17 protein-coding genes and 2 tRNA genes are annotated in these 19,748 nt (G+C 59.9%); 10 read left to right on the top strand and 9 right to left on the bottom strand.

From position 1 onward, the window contains the following. Positions 1-1,418: 1,418 nt before the first annotated feature. From FDN03_RS09845 to rpmH, 8 genes are all read right to left on the bottom strand, one after another. Positions 1,419-2,609 (bottom strand): ParB/RepB/Spo0J family partition protein, encoded by a 1,191-nt coding sequence (locus FDN03_RS09845; RefSeq protein ID WP_138176457.1) that lies wholly within the window; start codon positions 2,607-2,609, stop codon positions 1,419-1,421. Positions 2,610-2,815: 206 nt separating this feature from the next. Next, the gene (locus tag FDN03_RS09840; RefSeq protein ID WP_138176455.1) at positions 2,816-3,745 is read right to left on the bottom strand and encodes a ParA family protein; all 930 of its coding nucleotides are present in this window, start codon (positions 3,743-3,745) and stop codon (positions 2,816-2,818) included. 159 nt (positions 3,746-3,904) lie between these two features. Further along, positions 3,905-4,546, bottom strand: coding sequence for a 16S rRNA (guanine(527)-N(7))-methyltransferase RsmG (gene rsmG, locus FDN03_RS09835; protein WP_171021202.1), 642 nt, complete (start codon positions 4,544-4,546; stop codon positions 3,905-3,907). 53 nt (positions 4,547-4,599) lie between these two features. Next, positions 4,600-5,124, bottom strand: coding sequence for a R3H domain-containing nucleic acid-binding protein (locus FDN03_RS09830; RefSeq protein ID WP_138176453.1), 525 nt, complete (start codon positions 5,122-5,124; stop codon positions 4,600-4,602). Between the two features lie 2 nt (positions 5,125-5,126). Then, on the bottom strand, positions 5,127-6,083 hold the full coding sequence (yidC, locus tag FDN03_RS09825) for a membrane protein insertase YidC (protein WP_138176451.1): 957 nt from the start codon (positions 6,081-6,083) through the stop codon (positions 5,127-5,129). Then, a complete protein-coding gene (gene yidD / locus FDN03_RS09820; protein WP_138176520.1) occupies positions 6,083-6,463 on the bottom strand; it encodes a membrane protein insertion efficiency factor YidD in 381 nt (126 codons plus the stop codon). Before yidD ends, yidC begins: the two co-directional genes overlap by 1 nt. Then, positions 6,463-6,813, bottom strand: a complete 351-nt coding sequence (rnpA, locus tag FDN03_RS09815; RefSeq protein WP_138176449.1) for a ribonuclease P protein component — start codon at positions 6,811-6,813, stop codon at positions 6,463-6,465. Before rnpA ends, yidD begins: the two co-directional genes overlap by 1 nt. Before the next feature lie 64 nt (positions 6,814-6,877). Then, the gene (rpmH, locus tag FDN03_RS09810) at positions 6,878-7,015 is read right to left on the bottom strand and encodes a 50S ribosomal protein L34 (RefSeq protein ID WP_138176447.1); all 138 of its coding nucleotides are present in this window, start codon (positions 7,013-7,015) and stop codon (positions 6,878-6,880) included. Positions 7,016-7,526: 511 nt separating this feature from the next. Between rpmH and dnaA the strand changes: the two genes are divergently transcribed. The 10 genes from dnaA to FDN03_RS09765 all read left to right on the top strand — a co-directional run bounded on the left by dnaA (position 7,527) and on the right by FDN03_RS09765 (position 18,494). Beyond that, the gene (gene dnaA, locus FDN03_RS09805; RefSeq protein WP_054820493.1) at positions 7,527-8,969 is read left to right on the top strand and encodes a chromosomal replication initiator protein DnaA; all 1,443 of its coding nucleotides are present in this window, start codon (positions 7,527-7,529) and stop codon (positions 8,967-8,969) included. A gap of 530 nt (positions 8,970-9,499) precedes the next feature. Beyond that, complete coding sequence (gene dnaN, locus FDN03_RS09800; protein ID WP_138176445.1) at positions 9,500-10,627, top strand: DNA polymerase III subunit beta; 1,128 nt, start codon at positions 9,500-9,502, stop codon at positions 10,625-10,627. 54 nt (positions 10,628-10,681) lie between these two features. Continuing rightward, complete coding sequence (gene recF / locus FDN03_RS09795; RefSeq protein ID WP_138176443.1) at positions 10,682-11,845, top strand: DNA replication/repair protein RecF; 1,164 nt, start codon at positions 10,682-10,684, stop codon at positions 11,843-11,845. Continuing rightward, positions 11,835-12,362 carry a DciA family protein gene (locus FDN03_RS09790; RefSeq protein WP_138176441.1) on the top strand — a complete coding sequence of 176 codons (528 nt, stop codon included), beginning with the start codon at positions 11,835-11,837 and terminating at the stop codon, positions 12,360-12,362. The genes recF and FDN03_RS09790 overlap by 11 nt, the downstream gene beginning before the upstream one ends. Positions 12,363-12,705: 343 nt before the next feature. Continuing rightward, positions 12,706-14,706, top strand: a complete 2,001-nt coding sequence (gene gyrB / locus FDN03_RS09785; RefSeq protein WP_138176439.1) for a DNA topoisomerase (ATP-hydrolyzing) subunit B — start codon at positions 12,706-12,708, stop codon at positions 14,704-14,706. A gap of 79 nt (positions 14,707-14,785) precedes the next feature. After that, entirely contained in the window at positions 14,786-17,416 is a 2,631-nt protein-coding gene (gene gyrA, locus FDN03_RS09780) for a DNA gyrase subunit A (RefSeq protein ID WP_138176437.1), read from the top strand. Further along, on the top strand, positions 17,413-18,066 hold the full coding sequence (locus FDN03_RS09775; protein ID WP_138176435.1) for a DUF3566 domain-containing protein: 654 nt from the start codon (positions 17,413-17,415) through the stop codon (positions 18,064-18,066). Before gyrA ends, FDN03_RS09775 begins: the two co-directional genes overlap by 4 nt. A 121-nt stretch (positions 18,067-18,187) precedes the next feature. Then, positions 18,188-18,261: transfer RNA gene (locus FDN03_RS09770), tRNA-Ile, on the top strand. A 30-nt stretch (positions 18,262-18,291) separates the two neighbouring features. Continuing rightward, a complete protein-coding gene (locus tag FDN03_RS16595; protein ID WP_212743898.1) occupies positions 18,292-18,411 on the top strand; it encodes a DLW-39 family protein in 120 nt (39 codons plus the stop codon). A gap of 7 nt (positions 18,412-18,418) precedes the next feature. Next, positions 18,419-18,494 (top strand) — tRNA-Ala (locus FDN03_RS09765). 81 nt (positions 18,495-18,575) lie between these two features. Here FDN03_RS09765 and FDN03_RS09760 read toward each other — a convergent pair. Then, positions 18,576-19,724 (bottom strand): glycosyltransferase family 1 protein, encoded by a 1,149-nt coding sequence (locus FDN03_RS09760; protein ID WP_138176433.1) that lies wholly within the window; start codon positions 19,722-19,724, stop codon positions 18,576-18,578. Positions 19,725-19,748 lie beyond the last annotated feature (24 nt).

Here is a 19,748-nt window from a genome sequence, read left to right as displayed (position 1 = left end):
CAGGACGCAGATTTGACTGCATGAATATAGGCCGCAGGTTCTATCCGACTCCGCTTATTCTCCTATCTACCGCAAGCTGGGAGTTCCACTCTCCGTTTCACGTGAAACAGTCGAAAATTACAATCTTCCGCTGGAGCGCGGAGCCGTCCACTCCTCGGTTGTGTAGGCGATCTTCATCAGCAAACAAATCGAATTTCGGCTACGAGCCTTATAGGGAAACTGAAGTCCATAAGGAGCAAACTTCCCACCGTTGCCTACGCTATTCGCGGTGGGCAGTCACTGTAGGATCTTCCGGAAGCCAGAGGACTCGAGAGTAGCGCGAACCGTACACCTGTAGGGGCTTCAGAACATGGAGAGAGGTGGCCCGCCATCGATATCAGCGTCGTTATCAAAGGTTCACTCCCTCGCGCGTACAGACCTCGTCGGCACTGGCAGCGTAGACAGCAAGAAGTGCTACGGTCGCGCGTTCAAGTGGCTAGTGGGTATCTCCCACGTATCCATAAGTTCTTGCTACCGATAGCGCCGGCTCGTACTCGGGGAACAGCCAGAGAAAATATGCAGCGGCACAGCGGGTTGTCCAAGATTGGAAACTGGCTAGGCTGAGTTCTCCTGCGTTATAGTGCACCGGTTGATGGAAATTCCCCATGCTTGTAGATTAACCGCTGAGAAGTACGCTTCGCACTCGGGCAACGGAAGATGTACTAGCGATGTTTGCTGAGGTCTCAATTCCTGGTGCCCAACTAGGCGCCGGACTGCTAAGGGTACACATCACTAAACGAAACACGTAGTAACGTCAGTTCCCTGGCTTATCTACTCCTGCATTACCGGGAACCCGCCAAACGCCAGCGATTCCAAGAGTCGAAGAACGCGGATATCGGAAGGACTCTATAATCGTGAAGTTGAAAGGATGAAGATGCTTCATCCACAACCCACCTCCATGACTTGACACTGTTCACTGCTTTTGGGATAGGTAGAACCGGCTTTGGATGTCGGGTAGCAATGGACAAAGTTTCACGTGAAACAGAAATCAACGCACCGTTAAACCAGTTCGTGAGTACGATAGTTGTTCCGGAGCGACCTACCTTCTCTCTAGTCAGCAGTAGAGCGGCGATCAGCGCTATTCTTTGAAATTCTTCACGCTCATTCTGTCATGCTGCTACCTCTCAGTTTGAGAACTTGTGGATCAACACGTTTACGCTCCTCGTTTCGTGGAGCGAGATGCTCACTATATTTAGGCTCTCAAGGACAGGAACACTCCGCGTTCATCTCCGGCGCATTAGAAGCTTATGGCGAATACGACGTCGGTGCGTATTGGTCGGGTAAGCCAGAAAGGTGCCCCGCCTATACAGCCTTACTCCCCTGCAGACGACAAAGGGCGGGTGGTTTCACGTGAAACCACCCGTCCTTTGTTTGTCCTATTAGTCCTTGATCTCCGGTGCAAGTACTGTCATGATGCGATTCAAGTCTTCCACGGAGGCGAATTCGATACTGACCTTTCCCTTTCGGGCGCCTAAGGCAATCTTTACGTTAGTATCAAGGCGGTCCGCCAGTGATGAAGCTATGAAATCAAGTCTTTCATTCCTGGCGGTTTCACGGGGCTTGGAAGGCCGCTTGGAGGTCGGCTTGTCATCGCTAAGCGCCACGGCTTCTTCGGTGGCGCGTACGGAAAGACCTTCATTAATCACCCGTTGTGCCAGCTGCTCAATTGCCTCACTATTGGACAGTCCCAGAAGAGCGCGAGCATGCCCCGCTGACAGTACTCCGGCTGCTACACGACGCTGGACGAGTGGAGGCAACTTCATAAGGCGGATCGTATTCGAGATTTGTGAGCGAGAACGACCGATGCGTGACGAAAGAACCTCTTGAGTGCAATCGAATTCCTGGAGAAGCTGTTGGTAGGCAGCTGCTTCTTCCAAGGGATTCAGCTCAGACCGGTGGAGATTTTCAAGCAGAGCATCCCGAAGTAAGTCCGTATCCTGAGTATCTCGAATGATCGCCGGGATCTTGTTCAGTCCCGCCGCTTGGGTAGCGCGCCAACGGCGTTCACCCATGACAAGCTCGTAGGGTTCACGTCCATCTTCGCGTGAAGGCCTAATGACAATTGGCTGAAGGAGACCAATCTCGCGAATGGAATGTATCAGCTCATCCATCTGCTCTTCGTCAAAATTAGATCGCGGTTGCTTGCGGTTCGGATGGATGTCCTTAACGTCAACTTCCGCAAACCGTGCGCCCGGAACTTCTACCAGTTGCTCTGAATCCGCCTCAATAGTAGGCTCACTAAGCTGAGGCTCTGGTTTCGACGGCTTCGACGCATCCTCCGAAGACGACCTCGGCTTCACGCTTGAGGTTAGATCCGGCATCGTTGCACGACCACGTTTGATCGGCTTTTTAGTACCTGGTACTCCGGCGTCGCCCGTGTTGGTCTTTCGCCCGGGCTCAAAGAACATATCTACGGGACGTCCGGATTTAGACTTAGTATTGCCGGCAACAATAGTTTCGTGCGTGGTTGTTTCACGTGAAACAGAGTCGTTTTCCTCAGCCGCAACGGCCGGGGAACTGGAGATCAACGCACCAAGACCCCGTCCCAATCCCCGTTTTTTCTCAGCCATTGATGGCCCGCCCTTTCATCAAGACACTCAACCCATACCTAGTCTAATGCTGAATGTGCATCAAAACGCTTAGAAACTTCCTACAACCTACCTCTGCCGGTGAGCTAGCGGTCATGCCTTAGAACCTGCAGGTCGCCCTACGATGGGCATTCCAGAATCAACTGATAGAGGTTGTTCTTGTGATGCACATCGGCGGCGGAGCCCCTTTATTTAGGTTCGCCCCGTTCCGCAATTTCCACCGCTGCTTCCAGATACGACAGAGCGCCTGTGGAATTTGGATCGTAAGTAATGACGGTCTGCTGGTAGCTTGGAGCCTCAGAGATTCGCACGCTTCTTGGAATAACAGCCTTCAGAACTTGCTCCGGGAAGTGCTCCCGGACCTCGGTGGCCACTTGGGCGGCGAGGTTGGTTCGTCCGTCGTACATGGTCAGCAGGATTGTCGACACCGAAAGCTTCGAATTGAGATGCGTCTGAATCATCTCGATGTTCTTCAATAGCTGGCTTAGACCTTCCAAAGCGTAGTACTCACACTGGATCGGGATTAGGACCTCTCGCGCGGCTACAAAAGCATTGACTGTCAGCAGGCCCAAGCTGGGCGGACAGTCGATAAACACATAGTCCAGTCGAGGAAGGCCCTCGCGTTGGCGCCATCGTGCGTAGGCGTCCAAGGCCTTCTGTAGTCGCTGCTCTCTGGCGACAACCGAGACAAGTTCTATTTCTGCGCCGGCCAAGTGAATTGTTGCAGGAGCAACTTGAAGCGACGGCAGATCCGGGCAGGTCGCCACGACTTCATTCAACGGAAGATCGTTGATCAGAACGTCGTAAATGCTGTCGACTTCGGAATGATGCTCGATCCCTAGAGCCGTCGATGCGTTGCCCTGTGGATCAATATCGATCACCAGCACATTAAGCCCGCTCTTGGCCAGGGCAGCGGCGAGATTGACCGTAGTGGTCGTCTTGCCTACGCCGCCCTTCTGATTGGAAATCGTGAAGTATCGAGTCTTCTCGGGCATAGGTACCACCTTCTCCGATAGCGCTTCGCGTCGACGATGTTCGCTGGCCAATTGACTCGCTAGTGGGGAAGACGCATCGTTGATGTCGAAGACGTTACTCGACGAATTCTTTCCCTTGGTCAAGGGCGGCACTCCTTACCGTGAATCAGCGCAGTTGTTGCCACTCCGCTGCATGTGTTTCACGTGAAACAAATTAAACAAATTAAGAACGTTGTTTTAGCTCGATCGTTTCGGTGATACGAGCAAAACCCTCGCCTACACATCTAGGTTAGCCCGTATGGGCTAGCCAACCTTGATTCGAACCACCGTAGTCGGGTCCTCCAGTAGGCGCTCACCGACGGTGAGGACCTCGGTGTGAGTTCCACCCAGCTTGCGAATGACCTTCGCGGCCTTTGCGACCTCTTCGGCAGCAGACCGTCCCTTAATGGCTAGCAGCTCCCCCTTGCCGTGCAACAGAGGAATCGTTAGTCCTGCCAAGTTACTCAGGGCGGATACAGCCCGCGCAGTAACATAGTCCGCATCTACGGCATCCAACATCTGTTCCGCGCGCCCGCGCATCACAACTACGTTCTCAAGGCCCAGATCGTCAATAACCTCAGTCAGCCAGATGCAACGACGCTCTAGGGGTTCAATAAGGGTTAGCTGGAGATCTGAACGTGCAATAGCCAGACAAAGGCCGGGAAGGCCGGCACCGCTGCCTACGTCAGCCACCTGCGCGTCAGAGAGCATCAGGGACTCAATAACGGCACAATTCAACACGTGTCGAGACCAAAGACGTGGCACCTCACGCGGACCTAAAAGGCCTCGCTCGATGCCTGAAGTGGCCAGGTGTTCCACGTAGCGCCGAGCCAGTTCCAGTCGGTCGCCGAAGATCGCTTCCGCGGCTGCATTCTCTTCCGCCGTCATGCTGAGGTCTTGGGTCATTTCGGTATTCTCCCTGAGACAAAAGAGCCCACCCGAAGGTGGGCTCTCATTTACTAGAGTGTGGTGACAACGATGTGTCGACGCGAGGCTTCACCTTCGGACTCTGAATGTAGCCCAGCATCCGCGATGATGTCGTGCACGAGTTTACGCTCATACGCGCTCATCGGTTCCAGATGGAACGGCTCATCCGATTCCTGTACCCGCTCGATCGCTTCCTCGGCGATCTGACGCAGTTTCTCAGTACGCGCCGCGCGGTGGCCGGCAATATCCAATACCAGCCGAGAACGCTCCCCTGTGACGTTCAGGACCGCAAGCCGGGTTAGCTCTTGTAACGCGTCGAGCACCTCGCCGTCCTTGCCGATCAGCCCGGCCAGATCAGAACTCTGTTCGTCAGCGACCACGGAAATGTAGGTACGGCCGCCACGAACTTCAATGTCAATATCGCCGTCAAGGTCTGCAATATCCAACAGTTCCTCGAGGTAATCGGCTGCGACATCGCCTTCATCGGCAACATCTACAACATGCTCTTCTACGGCTTCTTCGCCCTGTGACACTTCAGGATTCTCGGTTGCAGTCATGCCTACTTCTTCTTCCTACGATTCTTGCGCTGGGGCTGCACGCGCTGGCCCTTGGGCTCCACCACGGGCTCTGCCTCTTCGGTCTTCTTCTGCCCCACTGGAGGCAGCCCCTTGGCAGCGCGACGGGCGTTCAGCTCACGTTCTGCTTCCGAACCCGGGGTGGGGTTATTGCGGATGACCCAGAATTGCTGGCCCAGGGTCCAAAGGTTGGAGGCGGTCCAGTAGATCAGTACGCCGATGGGGAAGTTGATGCCACCAATGCCGAAGACCAGCGGAAGAATGTACAGCATCATCTTCTGCTGCTGCATGAAGGGGCCCTCGAGGGCTTCCTTCGTCATGTTCTTAGTCATCAGCTGACGCTGGGTAATGAACTGGGAAGCGGTCATGGCCAGGATCATGATGATCGCGACCACGATAACAGCGGGGTTCACCGCACCGGAGTTGATGGTCCCGAGGAACGTTTCCGACAACGGAGCACCGAAGATGGTGGACTGGTCGAAGCTGCGGATATGGTCGGCGTTTAGCGCGCCCACCGAACGTCCTTCGCTGCTGGCCCGTGAAGCGGTATTGAGCACGCGGAACAGGGCGAAGAAGAACGGCATCTGCACCAGTAGCGGCAGACAAGATGAAAGTGGGTTGGTCTTGTGCTTCTTGAACAGCGCCTGCTGTTCCTGAACCATAGCCTGACGCGACATCTGGTCCGTCTTGCCCTTGTACTTCGCCTGAAGCTTGCGCAGGTCCGGCTGCAGGGCTTGCATGGCGCGTTGCGCCTTGATCTGCTTGACGAAAACAGGAATTAGCGCGCTACGAATCAACAGCACCAGGAACATGATCGACAGTGTCCAGGTGACACCGGAGTCTGGATTCATGCCTATGCGCGTAAAGAGCTCGTGGAAAGCCCACAGAATCCACGAGACCACGTATGTGAACGGAGTCAGTATCGTGTCTAAGAAGTTCATTACCGGTCAGGCTCCTTGTGTCCGCGCGGTGCGGCATCATCTTCATCGTCGGGAATCACCGGGTGATTCAAAACTATGATCTTCGGCAGTTTACCGTCGGGCCAAATTCTTCGGCTCTCAGGTACATGGTCGACTCCGCCATGGCTAAAAGGATTGCATCGCAATATGCGCCAGGCCGTTAGCCCTGTCCCTTTGACTGCCCCATGTTTGGTCACGGCTTCCAAGCCGTAGGCAGAGCAGCTGGGGAAATATCGGCACACATCCCCATATAGCGGAGAAATCAGCTTTCGATAGGCGATCAGCAACCCGATCAAGATATTTCGAGGAATATCGATGATGAACCAAACAGGACCGGTGCGGGCCTTGCTTTCCTTGCGCATCATCGGTCCACGAGTTTGTGCTCGATCGCGGACCAACCGCTCGCTACCTGCCGGCGCAATTCATCCCACGACAGCTCCGCGGCGCCTGGAAGGGCCCGTACGACGATGTCAAGGTTTCCCTCGTCGCTACGCAGCTCACGGGCTATCGCTCGTAAACGGCGTTTAGCCAGGTTCCTCTTCACGGCGACGCCAACAGCCTTTGAAACGATAAATCCAATGCGATCCCCACTTACAGGGTCCGCTTGGCGGCGTGCATATAGCACGACGTTCCGGCGCCCGCTTCGGACACCGGAACGTACTGTGGCTGTAAGGTCCTGCGATAGTCGCAGTCGCTGATTCTTTGGCAACATGGCTAGCTACACGGAACGTATGATTTTCCGTGCCCGCCCTGTGTCCAAAAGCTGTGCCGCAAATTTATGCGGACAGCGAGCTGCGGCCCTTGGAACGGCGTGCCGACAGGATGGCACGACCCGCGCGGGTACGCATACGAAGACGGAAACCGTGCTTCTTGGCACGACGACGGTTGTTGGGCTGGTAAGTCCGCTTGCTCACGGTATTTCTCCAAGACGATCTAGGGATGCGACTTGCCCGTTACTACCGGTTAGCAAACAACAGGCTGACGCTCGTACTTATTGCATGCGAGGTTCAGTGGGCTCTTCTAATGATCTGAGCAGGGCACAAAACACACGCATAGGACTGAATAACGATAGAAAAATCTGCACGGCACGTCAAATTGCCGCGATTCCACCTTCTGGGGGTCCGCCCCGAGCTGAAGGCCTGTGAATAATCTATCCCATATCTGTGGATTACGAGCCCGGAGAGAAAGAAATTTCACACATTTTCCGATCCATGCACGTCATTCAGACGTTGGAAACGCCTTGACATCCCGCGAAAAGCGGGTTTCCACACTTCTGAGGGCAAGTTTTTCCCCAGATCTGTGCATAACGTTGTGGATGGGGGCTAGAATCAGAGTCGATGTCCCGCGATTGCCAAGCGTTTTCGGCCCCAAGGGCGACTGAAATGTGATGAGAATTGCACAAACCGAAGGAAGTGGAGCACCTACGTGAGCACCGACGAGACCAATACCATTGGCAGCTCATGGCGTCAGGTGATCCGCCAGATCGAGGATGACGACCGGGTCAAGGCGCGCTACCGCCCGTTTGTATCGCTGGCCAAGGCCCAGGGTCTGATCGGCAGCACTCTCTTGGTAGCAGTGCCCAACGATCTCACACGCGATATTCTCCAGACGCAACTGCGCGAACCTCTTGACGATGCACTGCGCATTGTCTTCCAAGACGAGATTCGCTGTGCAGTCAGTGTTGATCTGACGCTGGCAGATTCTGAGGAAGAAGAGAAGGCCGAGGATGTCGCTGCTGCCGCAGCCATCGAAGAAGACACCGGGCCAGAGCCTACCGGCCCACGTCCCAAGCCGGCGCCGCAGCCGACTCCCCCATCGAATTCTCAAGAGTTCGGTCGTCTGAATCCGAAGTACATTTTTGACACGTTTGTGATCGGTTCCTCCAACCGCTTCGCCCACGCCGCAGCGGTGGCGGTCGCTGAAGCGCCGGCCAAGGCCTACAATCCTTTATTCATTTATGGAGATTCGGGACTGGGCAAGACTCACCTCCTGCACGCCATTGGGCACTATGCTCGCCACCTGTATAAGGGCATCCGGGTTCGCTATGTAAATTCCGAAGAATTCACAAATGACTTCATCAATTCAATTCGGGATGACGAGGGCGCAAGCTTCAAGCAGACCTATCGCAACGTGGACATCCTGCTCATTGACGACATCCAGTTCCTTGCGAATAAAGATGCCACCCAGGAAGAGTTCTTCCATACCTTCAATGCGTTGCACAACCACAACAAGCAGGTAGTGATTACCTCCGACCTGCCTCCGAAGCAGCTACAGGGCTTCGAAGACCGGATGCGTTCCCGCTTCGAATGGGGTCTACTCACGGATATTCAGCCTCCGGAGCTGGAAACACGTATCGCCATCCTGCGTAAGAAAGCAGATGCCGAGAACCTGTCCGCGCCCAGTGACGTCATGGAGTACATCGCTTCCAGGATCTCTACAAATATCCGCGAACTGGAGGGCGCCCTGATTCGGGTGACGGCGTTCGCTTCCCTGAATAATCAGCAGGTTGACCTGACGCTGGCGGAAACCGTGCTGAAGGATCTCATCAGCGAAGACGGCGCGCAGGAGATCACTCCCTCCACCATCATCAAACAGACCGCCGAATATTTTGGTTTGACTATTGACGAGCTGAACAGCAAGTCGCGAACGCGTACTTTGGTCACCGCGCGACAGATCGCCATGTACCTGTTGCGGGAATTGACCGACATGTCGCTTCCTAAGATCGGTGCGGAGCTGGGCGGACGTGATCATACGACGGTGATCCACGCCGATCGCAAAATCCGCGAACTTATGGCTGAACGTCGTGCCATCTTCAACCAGGTCACAGAGCTAACTAACCGCATCAAACAGAGCCAGCGAGAACATTAGGACCGAAAACCACAGCTGTGGATAGATTTGTGGATGAACTGGTGACAGCTCCAGAGGTCTCTGCGGATAACTCAGGGGGTCGCTGTGGATCTAAAAAACCGTGAAACTGAGTATCAACACCTTCGTGGAACTGAGTTCCACTTGAAACCACAGACTGTTCACATGCACAATCTGGGTTCGATCTGCCCTTTAATCGGTTATCCACAGGATCCACAAGGGTTATTAACACTCCCCCTTTAAACCCTTAGGCCTTCAAATAACGAGTCCTTGTTCCCCTGACCTATGCCTCTCACCGAACACCAAGATCAGCTGTCGCTGATGTCGGAGACATTCTGGACAACGCAGGAACCTCGTGACATCACATCGAGCCACTTACCGGAGCGATCAGCTTTTCTCGGTGAGAGCAATAGCTCTAAACATGGCAAGATTGACCTTGCTCCGTGGTTCGTTGTCTATGCTTAAGAACTCGGTAGAGATTGACCTCAAAGGCTTGCTGGCAAGCTAGTGCGCTCCGAAAGGCGGATTGATTCGTGAAGTTCAGCGTTGAAAAGGATGTGTTGGCTGAAGCCGTGTCCTGGACCGCTCGGTCTTTGTCTCAGCGTCCGCCGTCTCCGGTCCTAGCCGGTATTTTGCTGACCACCAATCAAGGAATGGTTCGGCTTGAAGGATTCGACTACGAGATCTCCTCGCATATCCAAATTCCCGCTGACATTTCCGAAGAAGGCTCGATTCTCGTTTCGGGACGCCTCCTGGCGGACATCACCCGAAGTTTGCCTCAGTCCACCGTGACGATTGAAACCGAAGGGTCAAAGATCACGGTGACCTGCGGTCGCTCACGGTTCCATCTGGCAACGATGCCGGTGGATGAATACCCTGAACTGCCCAAACTCCCGGAAGTCTCGGGAACCGTGGACGGTCAAGCTTTCGCCGAAGCAGTTTCACAGGTGATTGTTGCTGCCTCAAAGGACGACACCCTTCCGGTTCTGACCGGGATCAAGGTTGAAATTGAAAATGACCTGATAACGTTCCTGGCCACCGACCGTTACCGATTGGCCATGCGTGAGCTGCACTGGAAGCCTGCCCAGCCGGAAATCTCAACCTCACTGCTCATCAAGGCCAAAACGCTCAATGAAGTCGCCAAGACCTTGGCTTCAGCGGGAGAATTGAAGATTGCCATTGGCGAGAACGGCGAAATGGTCGGTTTCGAAAGCGCCAACCGGCGCACCACCTCGCTGCTGATCAACGGCGATTACCCCAAGATCCGATCGCTCTTCCCCGAAAACACCCCGATTCATGCGACCGTGCGCACCAACGAACTCATTGAGGCGGTTCGCCGCGTCTCGGTGGTGGCCGAACGAAATACTCCAGTACGCATGGCATTCACCGACGGACAGCTGACATTGGATGCTGGAACCGGGGAAGACGCCCAGGCCGAAGAGGCAATCGAAACCCAGCTCTCCGGTGAAGACATCACCGTCGCCTTCAACCCCACCTACCTGGGTGAAGGGCTGGGATCCTTCAACACTGACTACGTGCGCTTCTCATTCACCAGTGCACCTAAGCCGGCAATGATGACCGGACAGGCCTCGGCCGAGGATGACGATCAGGACCAGTACCGGTATCTGGTCATGCCTGTGCGCCTTCCGAACGCGAACTAACTACCTTTGCGGTGGGGGCAGGCAGCCCTCACCGCTTTCATTTCAGGACTCTTGGTGTACATCTCGCAACTCTCCCTCACCGACTTTCGCTCCTACGCGCAAGCCGATGTGCGGTTGGCTCCGGGGATCAACGTACTGATCGGTCCCAACGGGGTCGGCAAAACAAATATCGTCGAGGCCGTCGGCTACCTCGCTACCTTGTCATCGCACCGGGTGAGCAACGATGCGCCGCTGATCCGTTTCGGTGCCGAGCGCGCCATTATCCGCGGAGCCCTGCATCGAGCCGAGCGCGTCACCTCGCTGGAGGTTGAAATCACCAGCGGGAAGGTCAACAGGGCGCGGATCAACCGCGCCAATCCGGTGCGGGCGCGGGAAATCGTGGGGATTGTTCGCACCGTACTGTTCGCCCCCGAGGATTTGGCCTTGATCAAGGGTGACCCGTCCAACCGCCGCAAGTTCCTAGATGACTTGTTGCTTTCCCTGCGCCCAGCGGAAGTGGCCACAAAGAACGACTACGAACGCATCGTCAAGCAGCGCAATGCGCTGCTGAAGTCGGTGCGCGGACGCACCACCCTCAACTCATCGCAGGAAGCAACCCTGCAGGCATGGGACCTGCAACTGGCCGCCATGGGCGCAAGGTTGATGCACGGACGGCTTCGGGTGCTGGAACTGCTCGAGCCCTACATGGCGGCGGCCTACGCCGACTTGGCCGACGGCGCCAAGAGCGCGAGCACCCAATACCTCAGTTCGATCAGTGGAGAGGGTCCGGAGGCGGAACTGGATCATTCGCAGTTGCCCGGCCTCACCCAGCAGCAGCTGCAGGAACAGCTGCTGCACATGGTTGAATCCAACCGGGACCGTGAGCTGGAGCGGGGGATCACCTTGTTTGGCCCGCACCGCGACGACGTGGCCTTGTATCTGGGCAGCACCCCGGCCAAGGGCTACGCCTCTCACGGCGAAACCTGGTCCTTCGCACTGGCGCTGCGCCTGGCCGCCTACCGCGTGTTCGGCGATGACGACCCGCGTCCGGGATCCGGGCCGATCCTGATCCTCGACGACGTTTTCGCCGAATTGGATGCCACCCGCCGCGATCGCCTGGCCCATATTGTGGCCGGCGCGGAGCAGGTGCTGGTCACGGCGGCGGTGCCCGAGGATGTACCATCCACGCTCAAGGGCAGTTTCTTCCAGGTCAGTCCGGGACACGTCGATGACGTCTGAGGAAGAGATTGACCCGGCCAAGGCACTGCTGAACCGGATGCGCCGTCTGGCCGAGGAACGCGGGGAAACCCGCATCGATGCCGCACGCATGGCCCGCGTGCAGCAGCGCCAGGCGGCACGCAAGTCCGGGGACAAGGCTCCCCGCAAGGCCGCCGACGGGGGCCGGGACCCCAGGGTCATTGGCGAAGTGATTTCCCGTTTGTCCAAAACCCGCGGCTGGGGAACCCAGGTGGCCGTGGGCTCGGTGCTCGGACGCTGGGAAGAGATCGTGGGTCCCGACGTGGCTGCCCACTGCAAGCCCGAGTCCTTTGCGGATACGGTGGTGGTGGTGCGCTGCGATTCCACCTCGTGGGCCACCCAGCTGCGGCTGCTGACCCACCAACTGCTCAAGCGCTTCGACGCGGAGCTGGGGCCAGGAATTGTCACCGTGATCAAGGTGCTGGGTCCCAACGCCCCCTCCTGGCGCCATGGCAGTCGTTCGGTCGCCGGCCGTGGTCCGCGGGACACCTACGGGTAGAAATTGCTGGCGTGCCATGTGGCGCTCTCACGCCCCCGGTGCATGCATCCCCCCTCAGTTGCGGTCCCCGAACCTCTTAGATGCAGGATTTTGTGCGTTTAGCGGCCTGTTTTGAGACGCCGATCCCAGCATTTTTCCATAAACCGGGTAGAATTGGTGTAAGTGTGCCCGCGCGGGAGTGTTGCGATTCATTCCGGTCAGGGCATAGGAACATGGCCGCGTCTTTCCGGGTCAACCGGAAGCATCGGCCAGCGCATCAAAATTCGAGGAGTACGTAGCACCCGTGTCTACCGAAAACGCTTCACCGCAGGAGCCAGCGAACAGCCCCAGCTCCACGGAATCGATGTCTTCCAAAGTTGAACACACCTATGGAGCCCAGGACATCACGGTGCTCGAGGGCCTGGAGGCCGTCCGCAAACGCCCCGGCATGTACATCGGCTCCACCGGACCGCGCGGGCTGCACCACCTGGTCTATGAAGTCGTGGACAACTCTGTGGACGAGGCCCTGGCCGGGTACTGCGACACCATCGAGGTGACCCTGCAGGCCGATGGCGGGGTACGCGTGGAGGACAACGGCCGCGGCATCCCGGTGGACGTGCACCCCACCGAGGGCAAACCCACCGTTGAGGTCGTCATGACGATCCTGCACGCCGGCGGCAAGTTCGGCGGTGGCGGCTACGCCGTGTCCGGCGGCCTGCACGGCGTGGGCATTTCCGTGGTCAACGCGCTGTCCCGGCGCGTGGAGACCGAGGTCCGCCGTGAGGGCTATGCTTGGCGGATCTCCTTCGCCAACGGCGGGGTCACCCAGCAGGAGCTGACCCGGGGCGAGGAAACCCAGGAAACCGGCACCATCCAGACCTTCTACCCGGATCCGGACATCTTTGACACCACCGAGTTCGACTTCGAGACGCTGCGGGCCCGCTTCCAGCAGATGGCGTTCCTGAACAAGGGGCTGCGCATCCGGCTGACCGACGAACGGGTGCTGCACACCGAGGACGCGCTGGAGGACGACGAGGCCGGGCAGGACGCCGACCCCAAGCCCCGCGTGGTGGACTACCTGTACGAAAACGGCCTGCTGGACTACGTCAAGCACCTGAACCAGGCCAAGAAGGTCGAGCTGGTGCACGATGAGGTCATCGCCTTCGAGGCCGAGGACACCGAACGCGGAATCAGCATCGAGGTGGCCATGCAGTGGACCACCGCGTACGCCGAATCGGTGCACACCTACGCGAACACCATCAACACCCATGAGGGCGGCACCCACGAAGAGGGCTTCCGCGCCGCGCTGACCAGCCTGATCAACCGCTACGCCCGGGAAAACAAGATCCTGCGCGAAAAGGACGACAACCTCACCGGCGACGATGCCCGCGAGGGGCTGACCGCGGTGGTCTCGGTCAAGCTTGCCGAACCGCAGTTCGAGGGGCAGACCAAGACCAAGCTGGGCAACTCGATTGCCCGCGGCTTCGTGCAGGGCGTGGTCAACGACCAGCTCGGCGACTGGTTCGGGCGCAACCCGGGCTCGGCCAAGGACATCATCCGCAAGGCCCAGCTGGCCTCCCAGGCCCGCGTCGCCGCCCGCAAGGCGCGTGACAACGCCCGGCGCAAGTCCCCCATGGAGTCCTTCGGCATGCCGGGCAAGCTCTCGGACTGCTCCTCGAAGAACCCCGAGGAATGCGAGATCTTCATCGTCGAGGGTGACTCGGCCGGCGGTTCGGCCAAGCGCGGGCGGGACCCGCACACCCAGGCGATCCTGCCGCTGCGCGGCAAGATCCTGAACGTGGAGCGCGCCCGCCTGGACCGCGCACTGGGCAACGCCGAGGTGCAGGCGATGATCACCGCCTTCGGCACCGGCATTGGCGAGGAATTCGACATGGCCAAGCTGCGCTACCACAAGATCGTGCTGATGGCCGACGCGGACGTGGACGGCCAGCACATCACCACGCTGCTGCTGACCCTGATCTTCCGCTTCATGCGCCCGCTGATCGAGCAGGGCTACGTCTACCTGGCCTCCCCGCCGCTGTACCGGATCAAGTGGTCCAACGCGCCGCACGAGTTCGTCTACACCGACAAGGAACGCGACGACGCGCTGCTGGCCGGGCAGGCCGCAAACAGGCGCCTGCCCAAGGACAACGGCATCCAGCGCTACAAGGGCCTGGGCGAGATGGACTACTCGGAGCTGTGGGACACCACCATGGACCCCGAACACCGCACCCTGCGCCAGGTGGCGATGGACGACGCGGCCGCCGCCGACGAGGTGTTCTCCGTGCTGATGGGCGAGGACGTCGAATCCCGGCGCAGCTTCATCCAGCAGAACGCCAAGGACGTGCGCTTCCTGGACATCTAGTCCCAGGCGCGCTCCGCGCAGACACTTCGCCGCATGACGGCGTGACTACCTAAAAGCTTGACTTACCCAAAGGGATGAAATGAGCGACGAGCAGACTCCTGGCAGCGAACCGGTCGACGGGGAGATCGTGGCCGACGGCGGCGACGTGCTGGACCGCATCGACCAGGTTGACTTGCAGACCGAAATGCAGCGGTCCTACCTGGACTACGCGATGGCCGTGATCGTCGGGCGTGCGCTGCCCGACGTGCGCGATGGGCTCAAGCCCGTGCACCGGCGCGTGCTGTACGCGATGTACGACGGCGGCTACCGTCCCGAACGCGCCTACAACAAATGCGCCCGCGTGGTCGGCGAGGTCATGGGCCAGTACCACCCGCACGGCGACAGCGCGATCTACGATGCGCTGGTGCGCCTGATCCAGGATTGGGTGATGCGCTACCCGCTGGCCCTGGGCCAGGGCAACTTCGGCTCCCCGGGCAACGACGGGGCCGCCGCCCAGCGTTACACCGAAACCAAGATGGCCCCGCTGGCCATGGAAATGGTCCGGGACATCAACGAGAACACCGTTGACTTCCAGGACAACTACGACGGGAAGAACCAGGAGCCGGTGGTCCTGCCGGCCCGCTTCCCGAACCTTCTGGTCAACGGCTCCTCGGGCATCGCGGTGGGCATGGCCACCAACATTCCGCCGCACAACCTGCGCGAGGTCGCCGAGGGTGTGCAGTGGTACCTGCAGAACCCGGAGGTCTCCCGCGAGGAGCTGCTGGCCGCGCTGATGCAGCGCATCAAGGGCCCGGACTTCCCGTCCGGATCGATGATCCTGGGCACCAAGGGCATCGCCGACGCCTACCGCACCGGCCGCGGCTCGATCACCATGCGCGCGGTGGTCAACGTGGAGGAAATCCAGGGCCGCACCTGCCTGGTGGTCACCGAACTGCCGTACATGGCCAACCCGGACAACCTGGCGATGAAGATCGCCGACCTGGTGCGCGACGGGAAGATCTCGGGCATCGCGGACATGCGCGACGAGACCAGCGGCCGCACCGGCCAGCGTCTGGTGATCATCCTGCGCCGCGACGCGGTGGCCAAGGTGGTGCTGAACAACCTCTACAAGCACACCGAGCTGCAGTCCAACTTCTCCGCGAACATGCTCGCCATCGTCGACGGGGTGCCGCGCACCCTGCCGCTGGACGGATTCATCCGCCACTGGGTCACCCACCAGATCGAAGTGATCGTGCGCCGCACCCAGTACCGGCTGGCCAAGGCCGAGGAGGAAGCCCACATCCTGCGCGGGCTGCTCAAGGCCCTGGACGCGCTGGATGAGGTCATCGCGCTGATCCGCCGCTCCTCCACCACCGAGGCCGCCCGCGACGGGCTGATGGAGCTGCTGGACATCGACGAGGAGCAGGCCCGCGCCATCCTGGACATGCAGCTGCGCCGCCTGGCGGCCCTCGAGCGCCAGAAGATCCAGGACCGCCATGCGGAGTTGGAAACCATGATCACCGAGTTCAAGGCGATCATCGCCGACCCGGCCCGCCAGCGGGAGATCGTCTCGGAGGAACTGGCCGAGATCGTGGACAAGCACGGGGATGAGCGCCGCACCCGGATCCTAATGGGCTACGACGGGGACATGAGCGTCGAGGACCTGATCCCCGAGGAGGAGATGGTCGTGACCATCACCCGCGGCGGCTACGTCAAGCGCACCCGGATCGACAACTACCGCTCCCAGGCCCGCGGCGGCAAGGGCATCCGCGGGGCCAGCCTGCGCGGGGACGACGTGGTGGAGCACTTCTTCGTCACCTCCACCCACAACTGGCTGCTGTTCTTCACCAACCACGGCCGCGTCTACCGCACCAAGTGCTACGAGCTGGCCGAGGCCAGCCGGGACGCCAAGGGCCAGCACGTGGCCAACGTGATGGCCTTCCAGCCTGATGAGCACATCGCCCAGGTGCTGGATCTGCGCACCTACCAGGACGCCGAATACCTGATGCTGGCCACCCGCGACGGGCTGGTGAAGAAGACCCGCCTGGAGGACTACGACACCAACCGCACCGCCGGGGTCATCGCGATCAAGCTGCGGGAGGGCGATGAGCTGGTCTCCGCCCAGCTGCTGACCCCCGAAGATGACGTGATGCTGGTCTCACGCAAGGGACAGTCGGTGCGCTTCACCGCCACGGACACCGCCCTGCGCCCAATGGGCCGGGCCACCTCCGGGGTGACCGGCATGAAGTTCCGCGACGGGGACGAGCTGCTGGCCGCCGATGTGGTGCGTGATGACTCCTACGTCTTCACCGTCACCAACGAGGGCTACGCCAAGCGCACCGAAGTCTCCGAATACCGTGTGCAATCCCGTGGTGGCTTGGGCATTAAGGTGGCCAAGCTGAACGAGGAGCGCGGTGAACTGGTCGGCGCGCTGATCGTGGAGGAAAGCGACGAGGTGCTGGTGGTGATGCAGTCGGGCAAGGTGGTGCGTTCGGCCGTTTCCCAGGTCCCATCCAAGGGGCGTGACACCATGGGCGTGATCTTCGCCAAGCCCGGCAAGAAGGACCACATCATCGCGGTGGCCAAGAACTCCGAGGAAGAGCTCGAAGAGAACTTGGAGGAAAGTGCAGTACCGTTGAACCCAGAAAATACGACCACTGAATCATCCGAGGACGATCACACCCCCACCGAGGGCACCGCGGATGAAAGCACTGACGGAGGTAACGCATGAGTACACCATCGACGCCTCGCCCGAGCGGTAATGGTGAATCAGGCAATGCGACACCACGGACCACTCAGGTGAAACGGCCGGCGCAGGGCACCGCTCCGCGCGGCAACCAGCCCCGCCCGGCGGCCCGCCCGGGCACCGGCACCGCGCGTCCGGCCACCGGTTCCCGGCCCGCCGCCGGCCAGGCCCGCCCCGCAGGCGCCGCCCGCCCGGCAGCCGGTCGTCCCGCCCCGACCAATGCCCGACCGGCCGGCAGCCAGGAGAAGCTGGTGCGTCCGGCTCCGAAGGCCAAGGTGCGCAAGGCCCGGCTGCTGGTGTCGAAGGTGGAGCCGTTCTCGGTGCTCAAGCTCGCCTTCCTGCTTTCGGTCGCCTTCGGCGTGGTCACCGTGGTGGCCGCGGTGGCGTTCTGGGCGGTGCTGGATCTGACCGGCACGTTCGACAGCTTCAACCAGCTGATGCGCGACGCGATCGGGGCCGACAGCGGCTTTGACCTGCGTGACGCGTTCTCGCTGGGCCAGGTCGCCTCCTACGCCACCATTCTCTCGGTGGTCAACGTGGTGGTCATTTCGGTGCTCTCGATGCTGGGCGCGGTCCTGTACAACATCGCTGCCTCGCTGGTCGGCGGCGTCGGAGTCACCCTGACCGACGACTAAACACGCACCGCAACGCGCTTTTCGAGCCCTGGAGGGATCTGTGATGGATGCCACCAGGGCTCGATTTGTGTCCGGGCCAAAACCCCGGTAATGTTTTATTTCGTTCCGAAGGGAATGGCAAGGGCGTATAGCTCAGGCGGTTAGAGCGCTTCGCTGATAACGAAGAGGTCCCAAGTTCAAGTCTTGGTACGCCCACGGAAACCTTGCCACTGGGAAAGAGGGAAAATGAAAAAGATCCTGATTCTCGGCTCGATCGCGGCCGCTGCAGCGGTTCTGATCAAGAAGGCCAAGGGTTCTTCGGAAACCAAGGAGACCTGGCAGCAGGTCACCGACAAGGTATCCTGATCCCTGCGGGGGTATGGCGCAATTGGTAGCGCATCTGCTTTGCAAGCAGAGGGTTAGGGGTTCGAGTCCCCTTACCTCCACCAGCACATAGAATCCCATCCCACACCGGATGGGATTTTTGCTTTAACCACGCCAGGTTCCCGGCGCCTGCCAGGAGAAAACGCTCAGCGGCCCGTCAATGCGTGCTCTGCGGCGGCAACGTAGTGGCCGAGCAACTGATCCCCGATGCGGCCCCAGGAGCGCTCCTGGACGCTTTCCAGCGCCGCCGCGGCAAACGCCGCGCGCTTGGCGTCATCATAGATCAAATCGGCCACCTGGGAACGCAGCTGCACCAGGTTCCCGGGCTGATACAGCCAGCCGTTGTGCGAGGAAGAGACCAGGTCCACCGGTCCCCCGCGTCCAACCGCCACCACCGGGACCGCACTGGCCATGGCCTCCTGGATGGTCTGGCAGAAGGTCTCCGACTGCCCCGGGTGCACGAACAGATCCAGGGAGGCCAACATCTCGGCCAGCTCGATGCCGCGCAGGAAGCCGGGGAAAACGGCACCGGGCAGCTGCTGCTGCTGCAGGCTTTCACGCAACGGCCCGTCACCGACGATCACCAGCCGCGTGCCGGGAAGGCCAGCCAGTACCCGCAGGTCGGCGACCTGCTTCTCCGCTGCCAGGCGTCCCACGTAGCCGATGATCCGCTGTCCGCCGGGCGCCAGGCGCTGCCGCAGTTGCTCGTTTCTTCGCACCGGGGTGAATAGGGCGGTGTCCACGCCCCGGCGCCACAGCTTGACGCGTCCCACCCCCAGCTGCTGCAGCTGCGAACGGGAGAACGTGCTGGGGGCCAGGGTCAGGTCCGCCGCCAGGTGAATGGCCCGCACATGTTCCCACAGCCGGGCCTCGAGCCAGGGCACGCGGTACGGACGGGCATAGGCCGGCACCTCGGTCTGGTAGACCGCCACGGTGGGCAGGCCCAGCTCCCCCGCCGCCCGCAGTGCCCGCCAGCCCAGCACGAAGGGACTGGCCAGGTGGACGACATCCGGGGCCGAGGCGTGGAACATGCGGCGCAACACCCCGACCGGGCCAGCGGCCAACCGGACGCTGGGATAGCTGGCCAGGGACATAGAGGGCAGGGTGCGTACCGGAAAGCCGCAGTACTGCCCCGGAACCCCCCTCCCGCGACGCTGCAGCGCCTGGGAGGCGGCAGGGGCGATCACCTCGGCCTCGTGGCCGGTGGCCCGCAGATGCTCCAGGGTGCGCAGCACCGAATTGGTGACTCCGTTGGTGTGGGGCAGGAACGATTCGGCGACGATGCTAACCTTCACGCCACCCATCGTGGAAGGCGCATA

The sequence above is a fragment of the Glutamicibacter sp. V16R2B1 genome, assembly GCF_005774635.1.
Classification (GTDB): Bacteria; Actinomycetota; Actinomycetes; order Actinomycetales; family Micrococcaceae; genus Glutamicibacter; species Glutamicibacter creatinolyticus.
This window is presented reverse-complemented; position numbering and strand designations above follow the sequence as displayed.

What these genes read in the sequence shown, in the direction of transcription:
- FDN03_RS09845 (WP_138176457.1), bottom strand. Translation starts at nt 2,609, where the DNA reads ATGGCTGAGAAAAAACGGGGATTGGGACGGGGTCTTGGTGCGTTGATC.
- rsmG (WP_171021202.1), bottom strand. Translation starts at nt 4,546, where the DNA reads ATGACCCAAGACCTCAGCATGACGGCGGAAGAGAATGCAGCCGCGGAA.
- gyrB (WP_138176439.1), top strand. Translation starts at nt 12,706, where the DNA reads ATGTCTTCCAAAGTTGAACACACCTATGGAGCCCAGGACATCACGGTG.
- yidD (WP_138176520.1), bottom strand. Translation starts at nt 6,463, where the DNA reads ATGCGCAAGGAAAGCAAGGCCCGCACCGGTCCTGTTTGGTTCATCATC.
- FDN03_RS16595 (WP_212743898.1), top strand. Translation starts at nt 18,292, where the DNA reads ATGAAAAAGATCCTGATTCTCGGCTCGATCGCGGCCGCTGCAGCGGTT.
- FDN03_RS09830 (WP_138176453.1), bottom strand. Translation starts at nt 5,124, where the DNA reads ATGACTGCAACCGAGAATCCTGAAGTGTCACAGGGCGAAGAAGCCGTA.
- rnpA (WP_138176449.1), bottom strand. Translation starts at nt 6,813, where the DNA reads ATGTTGCCAAAGAATCAGCGACTGCGACTATCGCAGGACCTTACAGCC.
- FDN03_RS09775 (WP_138176435.1), top strand. Translation starts at nt 17,413, where the DNA reads ATGAGTACACCATCGACGCCTCGCCCGAGCGGTAATGGTGAATCAGGC.
- gyrA (WP_138176437.1), top strand. Translation starts at nt 14,786, where the DNA reads ATGAGCGACGAGCAGACTCCTGGCAGCGAACCGGTCGACGGGGAGATC.
- FDN03_RS09790 (WP_138176441.1), top strand. Translation starts at nt 11,835, where the DNA reads ATGACGTCTGAGGAAGAGATTGACCCGGCCAAGGCACTGCTGAACCGG.
- yidC (WP_138176451.1), bottom strand. Translation starts at nt 6,083, where the DNA reads ATGAACTTCTTAGACACGATACTGACTCCGTTCACATACGTGGTCTCG.